Source organism: Tepidibacillus sp. HK-1, assembly GCF_001748485.2.
GTDB classification, from domain to species: Bacteria; Bacillota; Bacilli; order Tepidibacillales; family Tepidibacillaceae; genus Tepidibacillus_B; species Tepidibacillus_B infernus.
Map to the genome: position 1 here is coordinate 41127 of NZ_BDGM02000002.1, position 18935 is coordinate 60061.

At 35.4% G+C, this 18935-nt stretch carries 21 protein-coding genes and 1 riboswitch; of the genes, 18 read left to right on the forward strand and 3 right to left on the reverse strand.

Features of this window, described 5'->3' with window-relative positions:
* Positions 1-12 precede the first annotated feature (12 nt).
* The 3 genes from BEN26_RS01155 (at position 13) to BEN26_RS01165 (ending at position 2587) form a co-directional block, all read left to right on the forward strand.
* Positions 13-876 (forward strand): MurR/RpiR family transcriptional regulator, encoded by an 864-nt coding sequence (locus BEN26_RS01155; RefSeq protein ID WP_069800660.1) that lies wholly within the window; start codon positions 13-15, stop codon positions 874-876.
* A gap of 112 nt (positions 877-988) precedes the next feature.
* Positions 989-1885 carry a phosphogluconate dehydrogenase (NAD(+)-dependent, decarboxylating) gene (gene gnd, locus BEN26_RS01160; protein ID WP_069800658.1) on the forward strand — a complete coding sequence of 299 codons (897 nt, stop codon included), beginning with the start codon at positions 989-991 and terminating at the stop codon, positions 1883-1885.
* A gap of 312 nt (positions 1886-2197) precedes the next feature.
* A complete protein-coding gene (locus tag BEN26_RS01165) occupies positions 2198-2587 on the forward strand; it encodes a hypothetical protein (RefSeq protein ID WP_069800655.1) in 390 nt (129 codons plus the stop codon).
* An 82-nt stretch (positions 2588-2669) separates the two neighbouring features.
* On the opposite strand, the gene BEN26_RS01170 is transcribed toward BEN26_RS01165, so the two are convergent.
* Positions 2670-2948 (reverse strand): hypothetical protein, encoded by a 279-nt coding sequence (locus tag BEN26_RS01170; protein ID WP_069800654.1) that lies wholly within the window; start codon positions 2946-2948, stop codon positions 2670-2672.
* Positions 2949-3164: 216 nt separating this feature from the next.
* On the opposite strand from BEN26_RS01170, the gene BEN26_RS01175 reads away from it, so the two are divergent.
* From BEN26_RS01175 to BEN26_RS01195, 5 genes are all read left to right on the forward strand, one after another.
* Complete coding sequence (locus BEN26_RS01175) at positions 3165-3620, forward strand: hypothetical protein (protein WP_069800652.1); 456 nt, start codon at positions 3165-3167, stop codon at positions 3618-3620.
* Between the two features lie 123 nt (positions 3621-3743).
* Positions 3744-3856: riboswitch (SAM riboswitch) on the forward strand.
* Positions 3857-3943: 87 nt separating this feature from the next.
* A complete protein-coding gene (locus BEN26_RS01180; RefSeq protein WP_068725732.1) occupies positions 3944-4972 on the forward strand; it encodes a methionine ABC transporter ATP-binding protein in 1029 nt (342 codons plus the stop codon).
* A complete protein-coding gene (locus BEN26_RS01185) occupies positions 4959-5615 on the forward strand; it encodes a methionine ABC transporter permease (protein ID WP_068725730.1) in 657 nt (218 codons plus the stop codon). The genes BEN26_RS01180 and BEN26_RS01185 overlap by 14 nt, the downstream gene beginning before the upstream one ends.
* A 24-nt stretch (positions 5616-5639) precedes the next feature.
* Positions 5640-6476 (forward strand): MetQ/NlpA family ABC transporter substrate-binding protein, encoded by an 837-nt coding sequence (locus BEN26_RS01190; RefSeq protein ID WP_068725728.1) that lies wholly within the window; start codon positions 5640-5642, stop codon positions 6474-6476.
* Between the two features lie 107 nt (positions 6477-6583).
* Entirely contained in the window at positions 6584-7858 is a 1275-nt protein-coding gene (locus tag BEN26_RS01195; protein ID WP_069800650.1) for a M48 family metallopeptidase, read from the forward strand.
* 121 nt (positions 7859-7979) lie between these two features.
* On the opposite strand, the gene BEN26_RS01200 is transcribed toward BEN26_RS01195, so the two are convergent.
* Positions 7980-8651, reverse strand: a complete 672-nt coding sequence (locus BEN26_RS01200) for a hypothetical protein (RefSeq protein ID WP_069800648.1) — start codon at positions 8649-8651, stop codon at positions 7980-7982.
* A gap of 170 nt (positions 8652-8821) precedes the next feature.
* Here BEN26_RS01200 and BEN26_RS01205 point away from each other — a divergent pair, with 170 nt between their 5' ends.
* The 10 genes from BEN26_RS01205 to sufB all read left to right on the forward strand — a co-directional run bounded on the left by BEN26_RS01205 (position 8822) and on the right by sufB (position 18390).
* Positions 8822-9496, forward strand: a complete 675-nt coding sequence (locus BEN26_RS01205) for a response regulator transcription factor (protein ID WP_069801070.1) — start codon at positions 8822-8824, stop codon at positions 9494-9496.
* Complete coding sequence (locus tag BEN26_RS01210; protein ID WP_069800646.1) at positions 9486-10898, forward strand: sensor histidine kinase; 1413 nt, start codon at positions 9486-9488, stop codon at positions 10896-10898. Before BEN26_RS01205 ends, BEN26_RS01210 begins: the two co-directional genes overlap by 11 nt.
* A 47-nt stretch (positions 10899-10945) precedes the next feature.
* Complete coding sequence (locus tag BEN26_RS14225) at positions 10946-11164, forward strand: hypothetical protein (protein ID WP_084818880.1); 219 nt, start codon at positions 10946-10948, stop codon at positions 11162-11164.
* 373 nt (positions 11165-11537) lie between these two features.
* Entirely contained in the window at positions 11538-12119 is a 582-nt protein-coding gene (locus BEN26_RS01220; RefSeq protein WP_069800642.1) for a DUF1802 family protein, read from the forward strand.
* Between the two features lie 23 nt (positions 12120-12142).
* Entirely contained in the window at positions 12143-12715 is a 573-nt protein-coding gene (locus BEN26_RS01225) for an NAD(P)/FAD-dependent oxidoreductase (RefSeq protein ID WP_069800640.1), read from the forward strand.
* A gap of 520 nt (positions 12716-13235) precedes the next feature.
* Complete coding sequence (gene sufC / locus BEN26_RS01230) at positions 13236-14021, forward strand: Fe-S cluster assembly ATPase SufC (protein WP_069800638.1); 786 nt, start codon at positions 13236-13238, stop codon at positions 14019-14021.
* A gap of 20 nt (positions 14022-14041) precedes the next feature.
* Complete coding sequence (gene sufD / locus BEN26_RS01235; protein WP_069800635.1) at positions 14042-15244, forward strand: Fe-S cluster assembly protein SufD; 1203 nt, start codon at positions 14042-14044, stop codon at positions 15242-15244.
* Positions 15241-16467 carry a cysteine desulfurase gene (locus BEN26_RS01240; protein ID WP_069800634.1) on the forward strand — a complete coding sequence of 409 codons (1227 nt, stop codon included), beginning with the start codon at positions 15241-15243 and terminating at the stop codon, positions 16465-16467. The genes sufD and BEN26_RS01240 overlap by 4 nt, the downstream gene beginning before the upstream one ends.
* Complete coding sequence (gene sufU, locus BEN26_RS01245) at positions 16454-16918, forward strand: Fe-S cluster assembly sulfur transfer protein SufU (RefSeq protein ID WP_069800632.1); 465 nt, start codon at positions 16454-16456, stop codon at positions 16916-16918. The genes BEN26_RS01240 and sufU overlap by 14 nt, the downstream gene beginning before the upstream one ends.
* 71 nt (positions 16919-16989) lie before the next feature.
* Positions 16990-18390, forward strand: a complete 1401-nt coding sequence (sufB, locus tag BEN26_RS01250; RefSeq protein WP_068725700.1) for a Fe-S cluster assembly protein SufB — start codon at positions 16990-16992, stop codon at positions 18388-18390.
* Positions 18391-18532: 142 nt separating this feature from the next.
* Here sufB and BEN26_RS01255 read toward each other — a convergent pair whose 3' ends face one another.
* Positions 18533-18925 carry a hypothetical protein gene (locus tag BEN26_RS01255; RefSeq protein WP_181482156.1) on the reverse strand — a complete coding sequence of 131 codons (393 nt, stop codon included), beginning with the start codon at positions 18923-18925 and terminating at the stop codon, positions 18533-18535.
* Between the last annotated feature and the right edge of the window lie 10 nt (positions 18926-18935).

Below are 18935 nucleotides of genomic sequence, written 5' to 3' on the forward strand. Positions count from 1 at the left end.
GGGGTGGTTAAAATGGTGGAACAGGAATTAAAGACAAGTAGTGTCTTATCGAAAATAAGGGGAATTTATTCTTCGTTATCATCAAAGGAAAAAACGATAGCAGATTACATTTTAAAAAATCCAAAAGAAATCATTCATCTTTCTATTACTGAATTTGCCGATAATAGCCAAGTTGCAGAAGCAACCATTTTTCGTTTTTGCAAACGATTAGGATATCGAGGCTATCAAGCTTTTAAAATTGCTTTAGCAAGTGAAGTGGTGGCTCCGATTCAAAACATTCATCAAGAGATTACCTTTGATGATGAGATTTTAACGATTGCCAGAAAAGTATTTATGAGCAATATTGAGGCAATGAAAGATACACTTAATCTACTGAATGAACAAGATATGCTTGCGATTATTGATGCTTTGACAAACACAAAGAGAATTGATTTTTATGGCTCAGGAGGTTCAGCAGTTATTGCCAATGATGCCTATCACAAGTTTATAAGAACAGGCATTTTTTGTAGTGTGCATACAGATGCACATTTACAAATCACCTCTGCTTCCATGTTGCAACCTGGTGATGTTGCGATTGCCATTTCACATAGTGGTAGTAATAAGGATGTTGTAGAAGCAATACGGGTTGCTAAAGAAAGTGGTGCTTTTACCATCGGATTGACGAATTATTACAAATCCCCTTTAGCAAAAGAAGTTGATTATGTATTATATTCAACCTCTCAAGAAACTCTATTTCGTTCAGAAGCGATGGCTTCAAGAATCGTTCAACTTGCTATTATCGATGTATTATATGTAGCAGTTTCTTTAAGACGCCAAAATGAAACATTGGAGAATTTACAAAAAATAAGAGAAGCGATCGCTTTAAAAAGGTATTAAAAAAATTTTCATATTTAATATAGACTAATGAAAATAAATTTGATACGATGATGGTAGCAAAGAGAGAGGCCTGAAGTTGGGCTGAAAAATTTACGAACAAGGAGTGGAACTGGTGAAACTCGGAATGATTGGCTTAGGAAAAATGGGATATAATCTCGTATTGAATTTATTAGATCACAATCATGAGGTTGTTTCCTATGACATAGATCGTGAAAAGGTGAACGACATTCAACAAGAAGGAGCTATTGCTGCAACTAGCTATCAAGACTTAGTAAGTAAATTAGAAGTACCTCGTACGATTTGGTTGATGGTTCCAGCTGGGAAATTAATTGATGATGTTATTTCTCAGTTAATTCCTTATCTTCAACCAGAAGATATTCTCATTGATGGGGGCAATTCAAATTATAAGGACACGATTAGAAGAGCAGAGCAGTTAAAGGAAAAAGGTGTCCATTATCTGGACGTTGGCACCAGCGGGGGAATGGAGGGTGCCAGACAAGGAGCGTGCACGATGATTGGTGGTGAAAAAGAGATTTTCGCTATATTAGAACCTCTATTTAGGGATATTTCCACTGAAGACGGGTACTTATATACAGGGAAAAATGGAAGTGGCCACTTTTTAAAAATGGTTCATAATGGGATAGAGTATGGAATGATGCAAGCCATTGCCGAAGGGTTTGAAATATTAGAAAAAAGTCAATTTGATTATGATTACAAAGAGGTTGCAAAAGTATGGAATCATGGCTCTGTGATTCGCAGCTGGTTAATGGAATTACTTGAAGAAGCCTTTACAAAAGAATCTCGTTTGGAAACTATTAAAGGGGTTATGCATTCATCGGGAGAGGGAAAGTGGACTGTAGAAACAGCTTTAGACCTACAAACTGCAGCTCCAGTCATTGCATTGTCATTGATGATGCGATATCGATCCTTAGAGGAAGATACATTTGCAGGAAAAGTAGTTGCTGCCTTAAGAAATGGATTTGGTGGACACACAATTGAAAAAAAGTAGAGGAATTGGTCAATTAGTGATTAAAAATAAAAATGTTTAATAAAAATTAAGCCACCTAAAATGGTGGCTTTTTCCATTAATGTATTTGACTTTATAAAAATCATCATAATATTGCGATTGAACACATCTTCTCAATGCTGGACACTGAAATAAATATTTTTTAAAAATTTATAATAAATACAAAATTCGACAACCTTTTCATCTAAAATTTTATATAATTTTATCAGGTGTTAAATATACCTCTAGGGGGATTTAATTTGAAAATTTATAGAATTATGTTTATGACAGTAATTCCGGGATGAGAATTATAATATGAGATTTAAAAATGTAATGATCATTTTAGTTTTAGCTAGTTTTATTATTTCCATACCATTTTTTGTAAAGAATGAATTATTTGGTTATCATAGTGCCAAGGTTACGGTGTTCGAAAATATTGGATTCATTATTAATAAAAGTCAACTTGAAGAAATAGTTAATAGGAAATATGAAAGAGTAAGGTTTATGATTATAAGTGGAAATATAAATGATCAAAAATTAACGTTGATTACGTATGACACAAATTTTACACTAGAAATGAATCTTCCTATAAATTTAATATTCATAAAGTTTGGTGAAAAGATTCTTCCTGTAGGTGTAAAAGAGAATATTCCATTAAAGAATGGGGATATTATAAAAATTAAGTACAAAGGAAGTATTAGATAATTACATTAAAATTGTTTTTAAAAATGCAAATTATAAAAATTAAGCCGCCTAAAATGGTGGCTTTTTTCTTCCTTATGGCAATTTAACTAAAAATAGAGGTGCGTTGACCAACAGAGTTAACTCCTGAAAGCGTCTTGGGGTCAAATTCCTGCCAATGATTCGCTTCATCTAGAATCACCATTTCTTTAGATTGTAAAGACAAAAAATCCTCATCTGTTAAGAATTGATATTCATAGTGATTGAGATAACGAATTCTCCATAATCCTTTTCCATCAAGGTTTGAAAACCATTCAATCAATTTTTCACAGCGACCAGCAAAATCGTTAATTTTTTTATTACACAAAGGGCAAACAAATTTCATTTTCATTCGCTCCCTTTATCCTCAGTTGATCTTTTATCCTATTCCTTTAGTTATATTATTCGTATTTATCTGTTTATTTTCTTTAAATATACGCTATTTTTCAAAAATTAGCTATTACTTTTCAACAAATAATGGCAATGTTAGAACAGAATAAGGGATGATTATAACGGGCAAGGTAGAAATAACTATATAAAACCCATGAAAGGAGAGAAAACAATGAGTTTAGCAACTTGGTTTATCACCTCTTTTTTTGTGCTCCTCCTCCTTGTTTTAGGGTATTACTTTTATATTGAAAAACCAAAAACCGTAGAAAAGAAACAGTCTAATGTCATTCCCCTACAAACGGATGGCTTTGATTTTATCTTGTATCAGGGGAAGATTAAAGAAATGATGACAGACTACCAGCGGTTTTTGGCAGAAATGGATATCATCGTATACAGCAAAAGCATATTTATTGGCTTTTTAGAACCTAAATATGCTTATATTGATTTACCAGCTAAAGCGATTCATTCTGTAAAATATGAACCTACAAAACTAACCATCCATTGTTATCGCCAAATGATAAGTACCAGCAAAATTACCATCAAATCCAACTCCACAAAAAGCCTATATTTATTAGCGAAAAAAATTGATTTTATTTCTAGGCGTTCAAAAAAGACAAATGCAATTTAGTTATAGTTTGGAGAAAATTAACAATAAAAAACAATTGACATAGGCTTGTAGCAGATGTTAATATTCGTATAGTGTTTAATGCATTGAAATGCGTAAATGGTTTAAAGTGAATAAATGGATATCTCCTTATCCAGAGAGGTGGAGGGACTGGCCCAATGAAACCCGGCAACCAACATGTAGAAATACATGGTAAGGTGCCAATTCCTGCAGAACAATCATGTTCTGAAAGATGAGGGAAGGAACTTGTACGAATAATCTGGTCCTTTCTGATGCTTTCAGAAGGGGCTTTTCTTATTGAGAAGAAAGTAGAAGTTGGTGAATAGATGATAAAGCTTCATAAAGTAAAAAAAATATTTAAGTCCAAAACTCAAGAAGTGGTTGCATTAAAAGAGATTAACTTGGATATTCAATCAGGGGCAATATATGGCATTATCGGTTATAGCGGAGCAGGGAAAAGTACTTTAATCCGTTTAATCAATATGTTGGAGCGTCCAACAGAAGGTGAAGTTTGGATCGATGAGCAAAGGATGGATCAATTACGACCAGAAGAACTACGCAAAGCCCGCCAAGGAATCGGGATGATTTTTCAGCACTTTAACTTACTCTGGTCAAGAACAGTTGCAGAAAATATTGCCTTCCCACTCGAAATCGCAGGGGTTCCTAAAAAGGAGATCGATCAGAGGGTAAAAGAATTGATCGATTTGGTTGGGTTGACAGAGCGAGCCAATGCATATCCTTCTGAGTTGAGTGGTGGACAAAAGCAACGAGTAGGGATAGCAAGAGCTTTGGCGAATAACCCAAAAGTACTTTTAAGTGATGAAGCCACATCAGCACTAGATCCGAAGACGACCGATTCTATATTAGAATTGCTACAAGAGATCAATAAAAGAATGGGAATCACTATCATTTTAATTACTCACGAAATGCATGTCATTCAAAAGATTTGTCAGCGAGTTGCTGTGATCGATGGTGGGGAAATTGTTGAAGAAGGTCCTGTTCTAGAGGTTTTTACTCATCCGAAACAAGAAATAACGAAAGAATTTGTAAAACAAGTTACTGAACATCAAAGGACAAAAGAGACGATTGAGCATTTGCCATTAGACAAAGATAGTTTTATTTTAAAATGTACATTTGTTGGAGAAACAGCTAGTCAACCGATTATTAGTAAATGGGTACAAACCTTGGGAATTGAAGTCAATATTTTAGAGGGAAATATCCAATATGTTCAAGGTGCTTCTTATGGCTCACTTTATATTCAAGTTCAAACCTCTGAAGCAAAACTAAAAGAATCAATTAAATTCTTAGAGTCTTGCCAGGTAGAAGTGGAGGTGGTTCAAAGTGTTAACGGATAGAGAATGGCTACAGCTATGGCAAGCCACTTTGGAAACCTTGTATATGGTTGGATTATCTGGACTATTTACCGTTATCTTAGGAACGCCGTTAGGCATTTTACTTGTTTTAACCGACAAAGGCCAAATATTACAAGATGGGACAATCAATAAAGTGATTGCTGCAATCGTTAATATCTTTCGATCGATACCTTTTATTATTTTGATTGTCTTATTGATTCCCTTTACAAGATTTATTGTAGGAATCAGTATTGGCCCAACTGCTGCATCTGTACCTTTAATTATCGGTGCTGCTCCTTTCTTCGCTCGCTTGGTTGAAACTTCTTTGCGAGAAGTGAACCGGGGAGTGGTTGAAGCAGCGATATCTATGGGGGCTAGTAACTGGCAAATCATAAGAAAAGTCTATTTGCCTGAAAGTTTACCTTCCATTGTATCTGGAATTACAGTAACTTTGGTTACTTTAATTGGTTACTCAGCTATGGCAGGTGTTGTAGGTGGTGGTGGACTAGGTGATATGGCAATCCGCTATGGGTACCAACGATATAACATGCCAGTTATGCTGGTTACCACAGCCGTTATTTTAATTCTTGTTCAAATCGTTCAAAGTTTTGGAGATTATCTCTCCAAAGTTTTAGATAAAAAATAAAATTATATAAGGGGGCTTTTTAAAATGAAAAAGTTTTTAGCTTTATTTTTAATTGCAGTATTAAGTTTAACTTTAGCCGCTTGTGGTTCAGGTTCAACTAATGAACAGCAAGGTGCAAGTGAAAATGGTGGACAACAACAAGAAGTGACTTTAAAAGTGGGTGCTACAGCTGTACCACATGCAGAGATTTTGGAAGTCGTTAAACCTTTATTAGAAAAGCAAGGAATTAAATTAGATATTGTTGAATATCAAGATTATGTTTTACCAAATACAGATCTAGCAGAAAAACAAATTGATGCAAACTACTTCCAACACGTTCCTTATCTTGAGTCTTTCTCTAAAGATCGTGGTCTTGATTTAACCTATATTGCTAAGGTTCATATTGAGCCAATGGGCATCTATTCTAAAAAAGTTGATGATTTATCCAAATTAGAGGATAAAGCAACCGTATCTATTCCAAACGATCCAACTAATGGTGGACGTGCTTTGGCTTTATTAGAAAAAGCAGGGTTAATTAAATTAAAAGAAGGCGTTGGCATTAACGGAACCGTTCAAGATGTGGTAGAAAACCCAAAAAATCTTGAAATTAAAGAGTTAGAAGCACCAATGTTGCCTAGATCATTAGATGATGTAACCATTTCTGTTATCAATACAAATTATGCTTTAGAAGCACAATTAAACCCAACAAAAGATGCTCTATTTATTGAAGATGCTGATTCACCTTATGCGAACGTTTTGGCTGTTCGTACAGAAGACAAAGATAACGAGAATCTTAAAAAATTAGCAGAAGCTTTAACTTCACCAGAAGTGAAGAAATTTATTGAAGAAAAATATAATGGTGCTGTTGTACCTGCATTCTAAGAATACACGCAAAAGCGAACTGTTTGAAAAACTCCCTTATTGTCAAGGGAGTTTTTTTGTACAACTTTGCATATATATAAATTAGATCATATAAGGAGGCGAGCTGTTTGAAAAAATTTTACATAGGATTTACAATTTTCTTACTTATATATGGCGTTTTGATGTATCTTTATTTATTTCAAAGTCAACAAGATTTACCACAGGCTTATGTGGGTGGTCCAGCCGATCCAACGAGTTTCATGAGTGTTGAGCAGCTCCATACAGCAACCATCTTTTCAAGGATAAAGGACTTTTTATTTTTTATTGGGGTACCATGGGAATGGGCGATCTATCTTATTATTCTGGGATTAGGGTTTTCCACAAGTTTTTACATGATAGCGAATAAGTTAAGTAAACGGTCCTTATTGGTACAAACGAGTATTTATGTGTTCCTGCTTAGTCTCTTGATTGCATTATTACAATTTCCCATCCAATATTACTCCTATAAAATATCTCGAGAGTATGGAATTAGTGTTCAACCATTTGAGCAATGGATATGGGATAAGGGAAAGAGTTTTTTTGTTGACCTCGTTTTAACGGTACCAATGGTTTGGTTACTGTACACCTTGATTAGAAAATCACCAAAAAAATGGTGGTTCTGGTTTTGGCTTATCTCTATACCGATCACCATTTTGATGTTTTTTGTTCAACCCGTGATCATCGATCCCATCTTTAATGATTTTCAAACCCTTCAAGATCAAAAATTAAAAGAAGCTATTATTGCTATTGCCAAAAAAGCTGATATCCCAGCAAACCAAGTCTTTCAAGTCAATATGTCTAAAAAAACAACGGCAATGAATGCCTATGTAACAGGAATAGGGTCTAATGCACGGATTGTGCTTTGGGATACCACGTTGCAGAAATTAAAAAAAGATGAGATATTATTTGTGATGGCTCATGAAATGGGGCATTATGTTTATAAGCATATTTATTGGATGCTGCTTGGTTCTATATTATCTTCATTTATACTCCTTTATTTACTTTATCTGTTGATCAACTGGTTGGTAGATCGTTTTGGCTATGCATGGGGAGTGCAAAAAGTAGGAGATCTTCGTTCACTTCCGTTATTTTTGTTACTTCTTTCAGTCATTACTTTTGCCATTTCCCCAATTGAAAATACGATTTCTAGACAATCTGAACGTGCAGCAGATCAATATGGTATTCAAATGACTCAAAATGCTGAAGCAGCGATTTCCTCTTTTCAAAAACTGACTGTGAATAGTCTAACCGAACCGAATCCGCCAGAACTCGTTAAAATCTTTTTATATTCTCATCCTACCATGGCAGAAAGATTATATACCATTAGTCAAGAAATGCAATTGATGAAACAAAACCAAAAATGAAACGAAAACTTTCGAGGAAGAAGATAATTTAAGTGTAAAATGAAAAGGGCTGTTCCAAAAGGTCAGTTAAAACGACTTTTTAAGGAACAGCCTTTTCTTTTACCGAAAATCACTTTTTTCCTTAATTTTGTTTATTATCTTTCGTTATCTTCCAGGGTTGATCGACCCAATTGGTAATGCGCTCTTTTTCTTTTTCAAGAAGAGAGTCAATGACTTTTTGCTTGTCGATGCCTTTTTCTTTAGCGATTTCTGCAATAGATTTACCAGCTTTTAATTCACTCAATAGCTCCTCTTGAGACATACCCAGTGTAGTTGCTACATCATCTAAGTTTCCTTTATGAAACGCTTTTCCTTTATAAAACCCTCGTTTGAAGCCACCTGTTTGTTCAACGCTAGCTTTGACCCGATCTTGTAATGTGGATTTGATTTGATCTGCTTGTTCCTTTGTCATCTTACCTGATTTAACGGCTTGATCCATTCTTTCTTCGTGTTGCTTAACCAAAAGGTCAATCACTTTTTGTTCAGAAACGCCTTTCTCCGAAGCAATGTTAGCTAATGATTTGCCAGCTTTTAATTCTTGTGCTAAGGTTTCTGCATTGATTTTTAAAAGGGATAGTAATTCGTCGTTTTGAAATGGTGTACTTTTTCCATGCCAACCATGGTCATAATAAGATTGAACTACTGAAGACGATTTTGCGGATAGAACTTCATCGGTACCTGTGGTTTTTGCAAAGACTGAACCAGCTGTTGCTAAAAGTGCAATACCTAAGGTAATGGGAATTAATTTTTTCATGATCAAACATCTCCTTTGATTTGAAAATTTAATTTTGCGTTATTAATATAGACAAGTAGAATGAAATTATAGTGAAAAAGATAATTTTTTTCATTATTTTTTCTTTTGGGTATGATAAGGTGAATGTTGTTAAAGAAGGATTAAGGATTTACAAAAAGGAGTATGGAAAGATGAATATTTTACTAGCTGAGGACGATGATCGACTTGGTGAATTAATCGTACATATGCTTAAGAAAAAAGGGAACTACCATGTAGATTGGGTAACAAATGGAAAAAATGCATATGATCAGGCCTTACAATCACACTACGATGTGGTTATTATAGATTGGATGATGCCGATACAAAGTGGACTCGATGTTTGCAAAAGTCTAAGAGAAGTGAAATATACAGGTGCTATTCTTATGCTTACCGCAAAAGATGCAGTTCATGACCGAGTACAAGGATTAGATGCTGGTGCTGATGATTATCTAGTGAAGCCATTTGAATTTGAAGAATTACTTGCCCGGATTCGAGCCCTTTCTAGACGTAATTATGCACCAATCATGGAAGAAAAAGTGGAAATTCAAGGACTAGAATTAAATCGGACCAACTATACGGTGAAAAGAGAAGAAATAGAGGTTCAACTTACCCCACGAGAATTCCAACTATTAGACTTGCTGGTAAAAAATAAAGGTAGAGTACTCACTCGAGAAGTAATCCTAGATCGAGTATGGGGATATTATACAAATGTCTCAGATAAGACCATTGATGCAACCGTTAAATTAATTAGAAAGAAATTAGAGTTATTCAATCAACAGGAATTGATTATAAGTATACGTGGGGTGGGGTATAAAATTGAAGGTTAAATTTTTTTCAAAGCTACGAGAACGTTGGCAAAAGGATCTCTTTAAAAAAACCCAAATTCGTCTCACGATTTTATATAGTGGAATGATTATTTTCTTTCTTACTCTATTTATTATTGTTGTTTATTCCGTATTTTACATGATTATTTCTGATCAAGAGCACGATGATATTCAAACCTTAGCAGATCAAGAACTAAGTGTTTTGATCCGCTATTTGGGACAATATGGTTTAACGAATCAGACGAATATTATGAATCAAAATGTTATTGTGATTGGTGAAGATCAATTTTTTTACTATGTTGTTGATTCAAAGGGTCGTCTCATTTTTGGCGATGAAGTTGTTCGTCCTCTACGATCTGATTTATTAAGTATGTTGAAGGGTTGGAGGCCACAAGAAAATGAGATTCGTTATGAAACGTTATCATTTTTTGAGTTTAATCGTGTTCAAAACAAAGAGAATGATAAGCTAATCAAGAAGCGCTCCCTTCAATTATTAATGACTGGTCGTCCCATTTATGTAAAAGGTCAATTTGTAGGTGTACTCTATGTGGGGAAAAATGTGACAGATAACAACTATTTATTTAAAAAATTACTTTTTCTTTTAGTAAGTCTTGCGGTTTTATTTTCTGGGATTGCCATCTTCATTAGTTATTTGATGTCTAAACGTTCGATGATTCCCATCAAAAGGGCCTATACGAAACAAAATCAATTTACTGCTGATGTCTCTCATGAGTTACGAACCCCGTTAAGTGTTTTACTCTCGTCCATCGATGTATTAGAAATGGAGGTAGAGTCTGGGTCTGAAGAACGTGATGATTATTCTCGGAAGTTAATTTCTAATATGAGGGATGAAGTAAAACGGATGACGAAAATGGTGGGTGATTTGCTTACTTTAGCACGCTCAGACTCCAATCAAATTGAATTGATAAGGGAAACTTTTGACTTTTGTCCCCATGTGCAAAAGATTATCCAATCTTTTAAACCCTTAGCTGAGGAAAAAGGAATTAAACTTCATATTCATGCTCCACAGACACTTATTGTAAATGGTGATTTGGAGCGCTTGAAACAATTACTCTATATCTTGTTAGATAATGCTATTAAATATACGACAGATGGAGGAGAAGTAAACATAACCCTCTCAATGAAAGATTGGGATCACCATCCTACATTTAATATTCAGGTACAGGATACTGGGATAGGAATAAGTCAAGAAGACCAAAAAAATATTTTTGATCGTTTTTATAGGGTTGATAAAGCAAGAACACGGCAAATGGGAGGACATGGATTAGGATTGGCTATAGCAAAGTGGATTGTTGAGGCTCACAAGGGATCGATTCAAGTTTCTAGCAAATTAGGTGAAGGAAGCACATTTACTATTAAAATCCCTCAATCTTCCATTAAATGAAGAAAACTTGCAAAAGTGAGATTGAGAAATTAAGCAAATGGTACAAAATGGGTGGCGCGGATTATTGGGCCTTCGGGGTCAAGGAAATCTACATTAATGAAAATAGAAGAATTGGTTTTATTTTTCAGAATTTTAACCTGCTTTCTAAGCTTACGTCTATTGAAAATGTTGAGCTACCCTTGATTTATGCCGGTATTTCTGCAAAAGAACGCATTCACCATCGTCCAGTTGAACTTTCTGGAGGGGCATCAACAACGCGTGGCTAATTTTTGGAATTATCCTAGGAATAGGTGGAGCTAACTTATTTGGAAACATTATTAATATTGGAGCGGAATTCTCCTTAAATGTCATTTGGTTAGCTTTTGAATTTTCTGTTTTTGTTGGCATTATTTTCGGACTTTTCCCTGCAAACAAGGCAGCAAATTTAAAGCCAATTGAAGCATTAAGGTTTGAGTGATAAATTTTTCCTAGGTTAAAATACAAATGAGTCAATTTTGATGGGAGCGAAAAGCTCCCTTTAAATTTAATTAGAAATCGGGTATTTTCTATAAAAATTACGCACATTTTTACACTTTTTATATATTATTTTGTATAATAAGTATGTTAATATAGGATTGTGATAAAAGAGGGGGGCTTTAGATGAGCAGACAGCCAGATCAATCAACTGCCTTAAAAGAATGGGCAGTAGCCATTCAGGCTTTGACACAAGGGGATCAAATCCTTTTGCTTAGAAAAGGCGGTATTGCCGAAGAAGCCAAAGAGTTTCAACTAAAAGAGAATTGTTTTTATCTTTTTCCTACATATTTGCATCAAAAGGCTGAACTACTAAAAGAAGAATTTCAGCCAATCTTAGAAAATATCGTTCAACAATGGGATCAAACAAATAAAGAGATTCCTATTCAATATTTTGCAGAGGTGGTTCAAGATATAGAAATTCAAGATGATGCAACCTTAGCTAGACTTTCCCCCTTTCATATTTGGACAGAGAATTTTGCAGAAGCTAGATTGCATTGGAAAAGGGAAAAACCTTTACATCTTCTTATCGTAAAGGTATATCGACTAGAACAAACCACAAAGATCCTATTAAGGGATGAGTATAATGGATGCAAATCTTGGATATCTCTAAAAGATGAGATTCCACAAATGAAAATTACCCCTGTTCTATCAGAAGAAGATTTTGAACAAAGGGTTCAATTAATTCTTCAATCGATAAATTCTTAAAAACAAGCTAGAGGTGAATGGATATGAGTGAAGTAATCATTATTGGTGGAGGAGTAGCAGGCTTATCTGCATCAATCTTCACCGCAAAGGCAGGATTAAAAACAACGGTATTTGACTTTGGACCATCCCAAATCACAAGGGTAAGTTTAGTTCAAAACATTCCAGGTTTTCCTAATGGAATCGCTGGTACAGAATGGATTGAGCAAGCAAAACAACAAGCGACCAAATTTAATGTGGAAATCAAAAATGAAAAAGTAACTGAGTTGATGAAAAACGATGACGGAAGCTTTGAAGTGAAAACAGAGAATGGTTCCTATCAAGCCAAATACGTCATTGTCGCAACAAATGTTCAAAAGGAATTGCTTGAAGCATTTGGTTTTACTACAGAGGTGAACTCTCGTGTTCCAAATGGTAAAGCCAAAGCAATAATAAATATTCCTTGGACTGGAGAAACAGAAGTTGAGAATCTCTACCTTGCAGGGCTTATTACGGAAATCCCAAGTCAAACCGTTGTCGTTGCAGGGCAAGGTGCCGCAGTAGGAATCACCATTGCTTCTAAAGAAAAAGGCGAGCCATTTATGTGGCATGATCTATAAGACATACAAAAGAGCTAACCAAAAGGTCATTAAAAGATGACTGATGGTTAGCTCTTTATTTTTTAGTTGTAACTATAATAGTTACAAGTGGGTGAAATAATGAAAATTAGTAGGCGTTTTAATATTGAAAAGCCATAAACTACCATAATAAGTATCTTATTATGGCTTGCATTAAAAAGCAAATAGCAGTAAGATGTAAGCGTGTTAAAAATTTTCAACTTTGTAATCTATACTTAAGGTTTATTTTTCACTATTTCGATAGTTATAATATTGATTTAAGAAAACAAATAGAATACAATGAAAGAAAGAAGATTCATCCAAATTAATCAAAATGAATTGAATTTGTTCTGAAAATAATCTTGACTAATTTAGTCGGAATTATACAATGATAAAGAGATTATTGGATGATTCTTGTTAAATATGAAAAACTAATACCAAGTTTATCTGACATCTTTGATATTACAAATATAAAAAGGGATACTTTTTTTAGTATTATATAAGAATGTGGAGGAATGAATCAATGACTCAACCAAAATTAACGATAGACAACCTTAGAGTTTCAGTTGAAGGAAAAGAAATTCTAAAAGGATTGTCTTTAGAAATCAAAGGTGGAGAAGTACATGCGATTATGGGACCAAATGGTACTGGTAAAAGTACTTTGGCATCAGCGTTAATGGGACATCCAAAATATACTGTAGAATCAGGTTCCATTACATTGAACGGTGAAGATGTATTAGAAATGAAAACAGATGAAAGAGCAAGAAAAGGTCTATTTCTAGCGATGCAATATCCAAGTGAAATTAGTGGTGTGACGAACTCTGACTTTTTACGTAGTGCTGTAAATGCGCGACGTGGTGAAGGGAATGAAATATCGCTCATTAAATTTGTCCGTGAAATGGAACAAAAGATGAAGCTACTTGAAATGAACGAAGCTTTTGCAGGGCGATATGTGAATGAAGGCTTCTCTGGTGGAGAGAAGAAACGCAATGAAATTTTACAAATGATGATGGTTAAACCATCTATCGCTATTTTAGATGAGATTGATTCTGGTTTGGATATCGATGCACTAAAAATTGTTGCTAAAGGTGTAAATGAAATGAAAAGCCCAGATATGGGGGTACTTGTCATTACCCACTATCAACGACTATTAAATTACATTAAACCGGATTTTGTCCATGTTATGATGCAAGGTAAAATCGTTCGTTCGGGTGGGCCAGAATTAGCTGAAAAATTAGAAGCGGAAGGTTATGATTGGATCAAAGAGGAATTAGGTATCGTTGACGAAACTGTTGGCCAAGAGGCCTAGGTGGATAGGGGGATATAATAATGACAGTAGAGATGAATGTTCGCTTTGATAAAGACCAAATCACCCAATTATCCAAACAGAAGAACGAGCCCGATTGGATGTTAGATTTAAGATTAAAAGCGTTTGACAAATATAAGGAATTACCACTACCTCATCTAGACAAAACCAAAATTGATAAATGGAACATTGATCAGTTTGAACTTTCAAACCCAAAAAGTGATTTAACTCAACTTTCTCAAGAATTGTTAGATCAAGGGGTTATTTTTACAGATTTGGACAATGCACTTCAACAATACCCAGATTTAGTTAAAAAATATTTTATGAACAATTTGTCTTTTGAAGATAACAAATTGGTTGCCTTACACACTGCATTATGGAATGGCGGTGTATTCCTTTATATTCCAAAAAATGTTGAAGTGGAATTTCCGATTCAAGCATCCTATCAATTAACTGATTCAGGGCTTTTACCACATGTGATTATCGTTGCGGAGACAAACAGTAGTGTAACCTATGTAGACCACTATTTTTCATCTAATGTAAGCCAGCCTACTGTTCACCATGGAGCGGTAGAAGTCTATGTTGGAGAAAATGCAAGAGTTAGATTTGCAACGATTCATAACTTTGATGAAAAGGTTTATGATTATACCTATCGTCAAGCTACAGTTGCTAGAAATGGAAAAATGGAGTGGGCGATTGGTGAAATGAATGAAGGAAATACTGTGTCTAACAATACAAGTATTTTGAAAGGTTCAGGGTCATTTGCTGGAAGTAAGTTAATTTTTATAGGTACAGGTGAGCAAAAAACCAATTTCGTCTCAAAAATGGTTCATGAAGGGGATCATACAGATAGTCAGATTGTTTCTCGCGGCGTGATGATGGAACAATCTACGGCCATCTTTAACGGAGTTACACATATAAAGAAGGGCGCTATTAAATCTAATGCAGAGCAAACGGAAAAAGTGTTGATGTTAAATGAAAAAGCTCGTGGTGATGCGAATCCGATCCTTCTAATTGATGAGAATGATGTAATGGCAAGTCATGCTGCAAGTGCAGGACCTGTTAATCCTAACGACATTTATTATTTAATGTCTCGGGGGATTCCAAAAGAAGAGGCTGAGCGCTTGATCATCCATGGCTTCTTGTCCCCAGTCGTTTCACTAATCCCTATTGAAGAGATGCAAGAACAATTAGAAAAAGTAATTGAAAGGAGATTGGAGAAATGATTGACCAAGAGATCCGAAAACAGTTTCCTATTTTAAGTCAAGATGTGAATGGACATCCACTTGTCTACTTAGATAGTGCTGCAACTGCGCAAAAACCTATTCAAGTGATTGAAGCCATCGAAAAATATTATCGAGAATACAATTCAAATGTACACCGAGGTGTGCATACATTAGGAACTAAGGCTACTGATGCTTATGAGGAAGCAAGGGAAAAGGTAAGGAAATTCATCAATGCCAAGAGTATGGAGGAAATCATCTTTACTCGTGGTACCACCTCTGCTATCAATCTTGTTGCTCAAAGTTATGGCCGTTCTTTCCTTAAACAAGGTGATGAAATAGTTCTAACGATGATGGAACACCATAGTAATTTAATTCCTTGGCAGCAAGTAGCGAAAGCAACAGGGGCTACACTAAAATATATTCCTCTACAGCCGGACGGCACGATGAAAATCGAAGAGATAAAGGAAACTATTACAGCTAACACCAAATTCGTGGCGATAACACATGTCTCTAATGTCTTAGGCACGATCAATCCGATCAAAGACGTTGTTCAGATTGCACATGCAATTGGTGCTCATGTGTTAGTTGATGGAGCACAAAGTGTACCGCATATGAAAGTAGATGTACAAGATCTTGATTGTGATTTCTTGGCGTTTTCGGGTCATAAATTAGGAGCACCAACAGGAATTGGCGTTTTATACGGAAAAAAAGAAATTCTTGAGAAAATGGAGGCAGTTGAATTTGGAGGAGAAATGATCGAATTTGTTGATCTTTACGACTCGACATGGAAGGAACTTCCTTGGAAGTTTGAAGGAGGAACACCGATCATTGCCGGGGCAATTGGCTTAGGAGTAGCCATTGATTTCCTACAATCAATTGGCCTTGATCAAATAGAGAAACATGAACATGAGTTAATCACTTATGCGATAGAAAGAGTGCAGAACGTTGAGGGATTTTCGATGTATGGGCCAATAGAAAATCGTAGTGGCCTTATTACGTTTAATCTTGAAGGGATTCATCCTCATGATGTGGCAACAGTCCTTGATACAGAAGGCATTGCAGTAAGAGCAGGACATCATTGTGCTCAACCATTGATGAATTGGTTAAATGTATCAGCCACAGCTAGAGCAAGTTTCTATTTATATAATACTAAAGAAGAAGTAGATCTTTGGGTTAAAGGACTAATAAAGACAAAGGAGTATTTTGGAAATGTCTTCGCTTGATGATTTATATCGTCGTGTTATTATGGATCATTATCAACAACCAAGAAATATGGGGAACTTGGAAGATGCGGACGCCACCATTCAGCTTAAAAACCCTACTTGTGGTGATCAAATCACATTACAGATGAAAGTGGAAGATGGGAAAATCAAAGATGCCAAATTTAAAGGAGAGGGTTGTTCCATTAGTATGTCTTCTGCATCGATGATGACAGAAGCGATCAAAGGTAAAACAGTGGACGAAGCCTTAGATTTAGCTGATCGATTTTCGAAAATGATGCTCGGTGATGACGTCAATAAGGAAGACTTTGAAGATATCGAGGCATTACAAGGATTATGTAAATTCCCTGCACGAATTAAATGTGCTACTTTAGCTTGGAAAGCGATGGAGAAGGGGATAAAGGAGAAACATTGTGAACATTGTGGTGAAGATCATCATCACCATCATGATTAAATGATTCACAATGTGGGGATTTGAAAAGAAAGTTATACTTTCTTTATCTATTAAAAAAGGAGGCTTTAAGCATGGCAAAAAAAGCTCCAGAAATCAATGAAGAATACCAATATGGGTTTAGAGATAAAGACGTATCGATTTTTCGTACGGAAAAAGGGCTTACTCGAAAAGTCGTAGAAGAAATTTCTCGCATAAAAGGTGAGCCTGAATGGATGCTTGAGTTCAGATTGAAATCCCTAGAAAAATTTAATCAATTCCCGATGCCAAAATGGGGAGGGGATTTGAGCGAACTTAATTTTGATGAGATAACTTACTATGTTAGGCCATCTGAAAGAGCGGAAAAAACATGGGAGGAAGTTCCAGGAGAGATTAAGAATACCTTTGATAAATTAGGGATTCCTGAAGCAGAACAAAAATGGCTAGCAGGGGTTTCAGCCCAGTATGAATCTGAAGTCGTGTATCATAACATGCGCAAGGATTTAGAGGATTTAGGTGTTATTTTTATGGATACAGATTCTGCTCTTCGTGAACATCCTGAAATCTTCAAAGAATATTTTGGTACTGTGGTTCCACCCTCTGATAACAAATTCGCTGCATTAAATAGTGCTGTATGGTCTGGTGGTAGTTTTATTTATGTACCAAAAGGGGTAAAATTAGACATTCCTCTTCAAGCTTATTTCCGTATTAATTCAGAAAAAATGGGTCAATTTGAAAGAACACTGATTATTGCGGATGAGGGAGCATCTGTTCATTATGTAGAGGGGTGTACCGCTCCTGTCTATAGTACAGAGTCTCTTCATAGTGCAGTCGTTGAAATTATTGCTAAGAAAGGTGCCTATGTACGCTATTCCACCATTCAAAACTGGGCGCCTAACATCTACAACTTAGTAACAAAACGTGCGGTTGCTGAGGAAGATGCGACTGTTGAATGGGTAGATGGAAATATTGGTAGTAGATTAACGATGAAGTATCCAGCAGTTATAATGAAAGGACCTAGAGCAAAGGCAATGATTTTATCAATTGCAATGGCAGGAAAAGGTCAACACCAAGATGCGGGTGCAAAAGTGATTCACCTAGCTCCTGATTGTACTTCTACCATTGTTTCTAAATCAATTAGTAAGCATGGTGGAAAAGCAACCTATCGTGGGTTGGCAAGCTTTGGTCGCAATTCTCAAGGTTCAAAATCTAATATAAAATGTGATACCTTAATTCTAGACGAATTATCTACCTCAGATACGATTCCATTTAATGAAGTTCTTAACGATAACGTTACATTAGAACATGAAGCAACAGTAAGTAAGGTAAGTGAGGAACAATTATTTTATCTCATGAGTCGAGGAATTTCCGAAGAGGATGCGACTCAAATGATCATTATGGGATTCATTGAACCATTTACAAAAGAGTTACCAATGGAATATGCGGTAGAAATGAACCGTTTGATCAAGTTCGAAATGGAAGGAAGTATTGGTTAATCCTTTGGTAACATGTAGATACGTGTCCGCTGTGACTTTGACACTTGAGTGTCCTAGTCTTTCGGACACGTATTTTATATTTGCACTTGCGTTCAGGGTGAATTTTCTTCTATTGATCAATGATCTCTAGTATAGAAGTTGGTTATCTCACTCTTCTTAATATGATTTCTTCATGTTTGGATACTTCTGTTTCTATTCTATCCAGTTTATCTGAATTTTGTTTGTATCCATCAAATAAGGCTGATAATTTCTGACCATGGTCGTTTTCAATATGAACAACAGTTTTTTCTACTCTATCTAACCTACTTTCAACCTTATCTAACCTACTTTCAACCTTATTTAACCTGCTTTCAACCCCGTCTAACCTATTTTCTACTTTATCTATCCTATCCCCTAAATCTGTAAACCCTTTTTGCATTTCGCTATAAACCTGTGTAAATCCTTTTTGCATTTCGCTATAAACCTGTGTAAACCTTTTTTGCATTTCGCTATACATTTGTGTCATTAGCTCAAATAATTTTTCTTCGTTGTTCATTTCTCATCAC

Excerpts from the sequence above, each read along its gene's own strand:
- BEN26_RS01155 (WP_069800660.1), top strand. The coding sequence starts at position 13 with ATGGTGGAACAGGAATTAAAGACAAGTAGTGTCTTATCGAAAATAAGG.
- BEN26_RS01165 (WP_069800655.1), top strand. The coding sequence starts at position 2,198 with ATGAGATTTAAAAATGTAATGATCATTTTAGTTTTAGCTAGTTTTATT.
- BEN26_RS01170 (WP_069800654.1), bottom strand. The coding sequence starts at position 2,948 with ATGAAATTTGTTTGCCCTTTGTGTAATAAAAAAATTAACGATTTTGCT.
- BEN26_RS01175 (WP_069800652.1), top strand. The coding sequence starts at position 3,165 with ATGAGTTTAGCAACTTGGTTTATCACCTCTTTTTTTGTGCTCCTCCTC.
- BEN26_RS01180 (WP_068725732.1), top strand. The coding sequence starts at position 3,944 with ATGATAAAGCTTCATAAAGTAAAAAAAATATTTAAGTCCAAAACTCAA.
- BEN26_RS01190 (WP_068725728.1), top strand. The coding sequence starts at position 5,640 with ATGAAAAAGTTTTTAGCTTTATTTTTAATTGCAGTATTAAGTTTAACT.
- BEN26_RS01200 (WP_069800648.1), bottom strand. The coding sequence starts at position 8,651 with ATGAAAAAATTAATTCCCATTACCTTAGGTATTGCACTTTTAGCAACA.
- BEN26_RS01205 (WP_069801070.1), top strand. The coding sequence starts at position 8,822 with ATGAATATTTTACTAGCTGAGGACGATGATCGACTTGGTGAATTAATC.
- BEN26_RS14225 (WP_084818880.1), top strand. The coding sequence starts at position 10,946 with ATGGGTGGCGCGGATTATTGGGCCTTCGGGGTCAAGGAAATCTACATT.
- BEN26_RS01220 (WP_069800642.1), top strand. The coding sequence starts at position 11,538 with ATGAGCAGACAGCCAGATCAATCAACTGCCTTAAAAGAATGGGCAGTA.
- BEN26_RS01225 (WP_069800640.1), top strand. The coding sequence starts at position 12,143 with ATGAGTGAAGTAATCATTATTGGTGGAGGAGTAGCAGGCTTATCTGCA.
- sufC (WP_069800638.1), top strand. The coding sequence starts at position 13,236 with ATGACTCAACCAAAATTAACGATAGACAACCTTAGAGTTTCAGTTGAA.
- sufD (WP_069800635.1), top strand. The coding sequence starts at position 14,042 with ATGACAGTAGAGATGAATGTTCGCTTTGATAAAGACCAAATCACCCAA.
- BEN26_RS01240 (WP_069800634.1), top strand. The coding sequence starts at position 15,241 with ATGATTGACCAAGAGATCCGAAAACAGTTTCCTATTTTAAGTCAAGAT.
- sufU (WP_069800632.1), top strand. The coding sequence starts at position 16,454 with ATGTCTTCGCTTGATGATTTATATCGTCGTGTTATTATGGATCATTAT.
- sufB (WP_068725700.1), top strand. The coding sequence starts at position 16,990 with ATGGCAAAAAAAGCTCCAGAAATCAATGAAGAATACCAATATGGGTTT.
- BEN26_RS01255 (WP_181482156.1), bottom strand. The coding sequence starts at position 18,925 with ATGAACAACGAAGAAAAATTATTTGAGCTAATGACACAAATGTATAGC.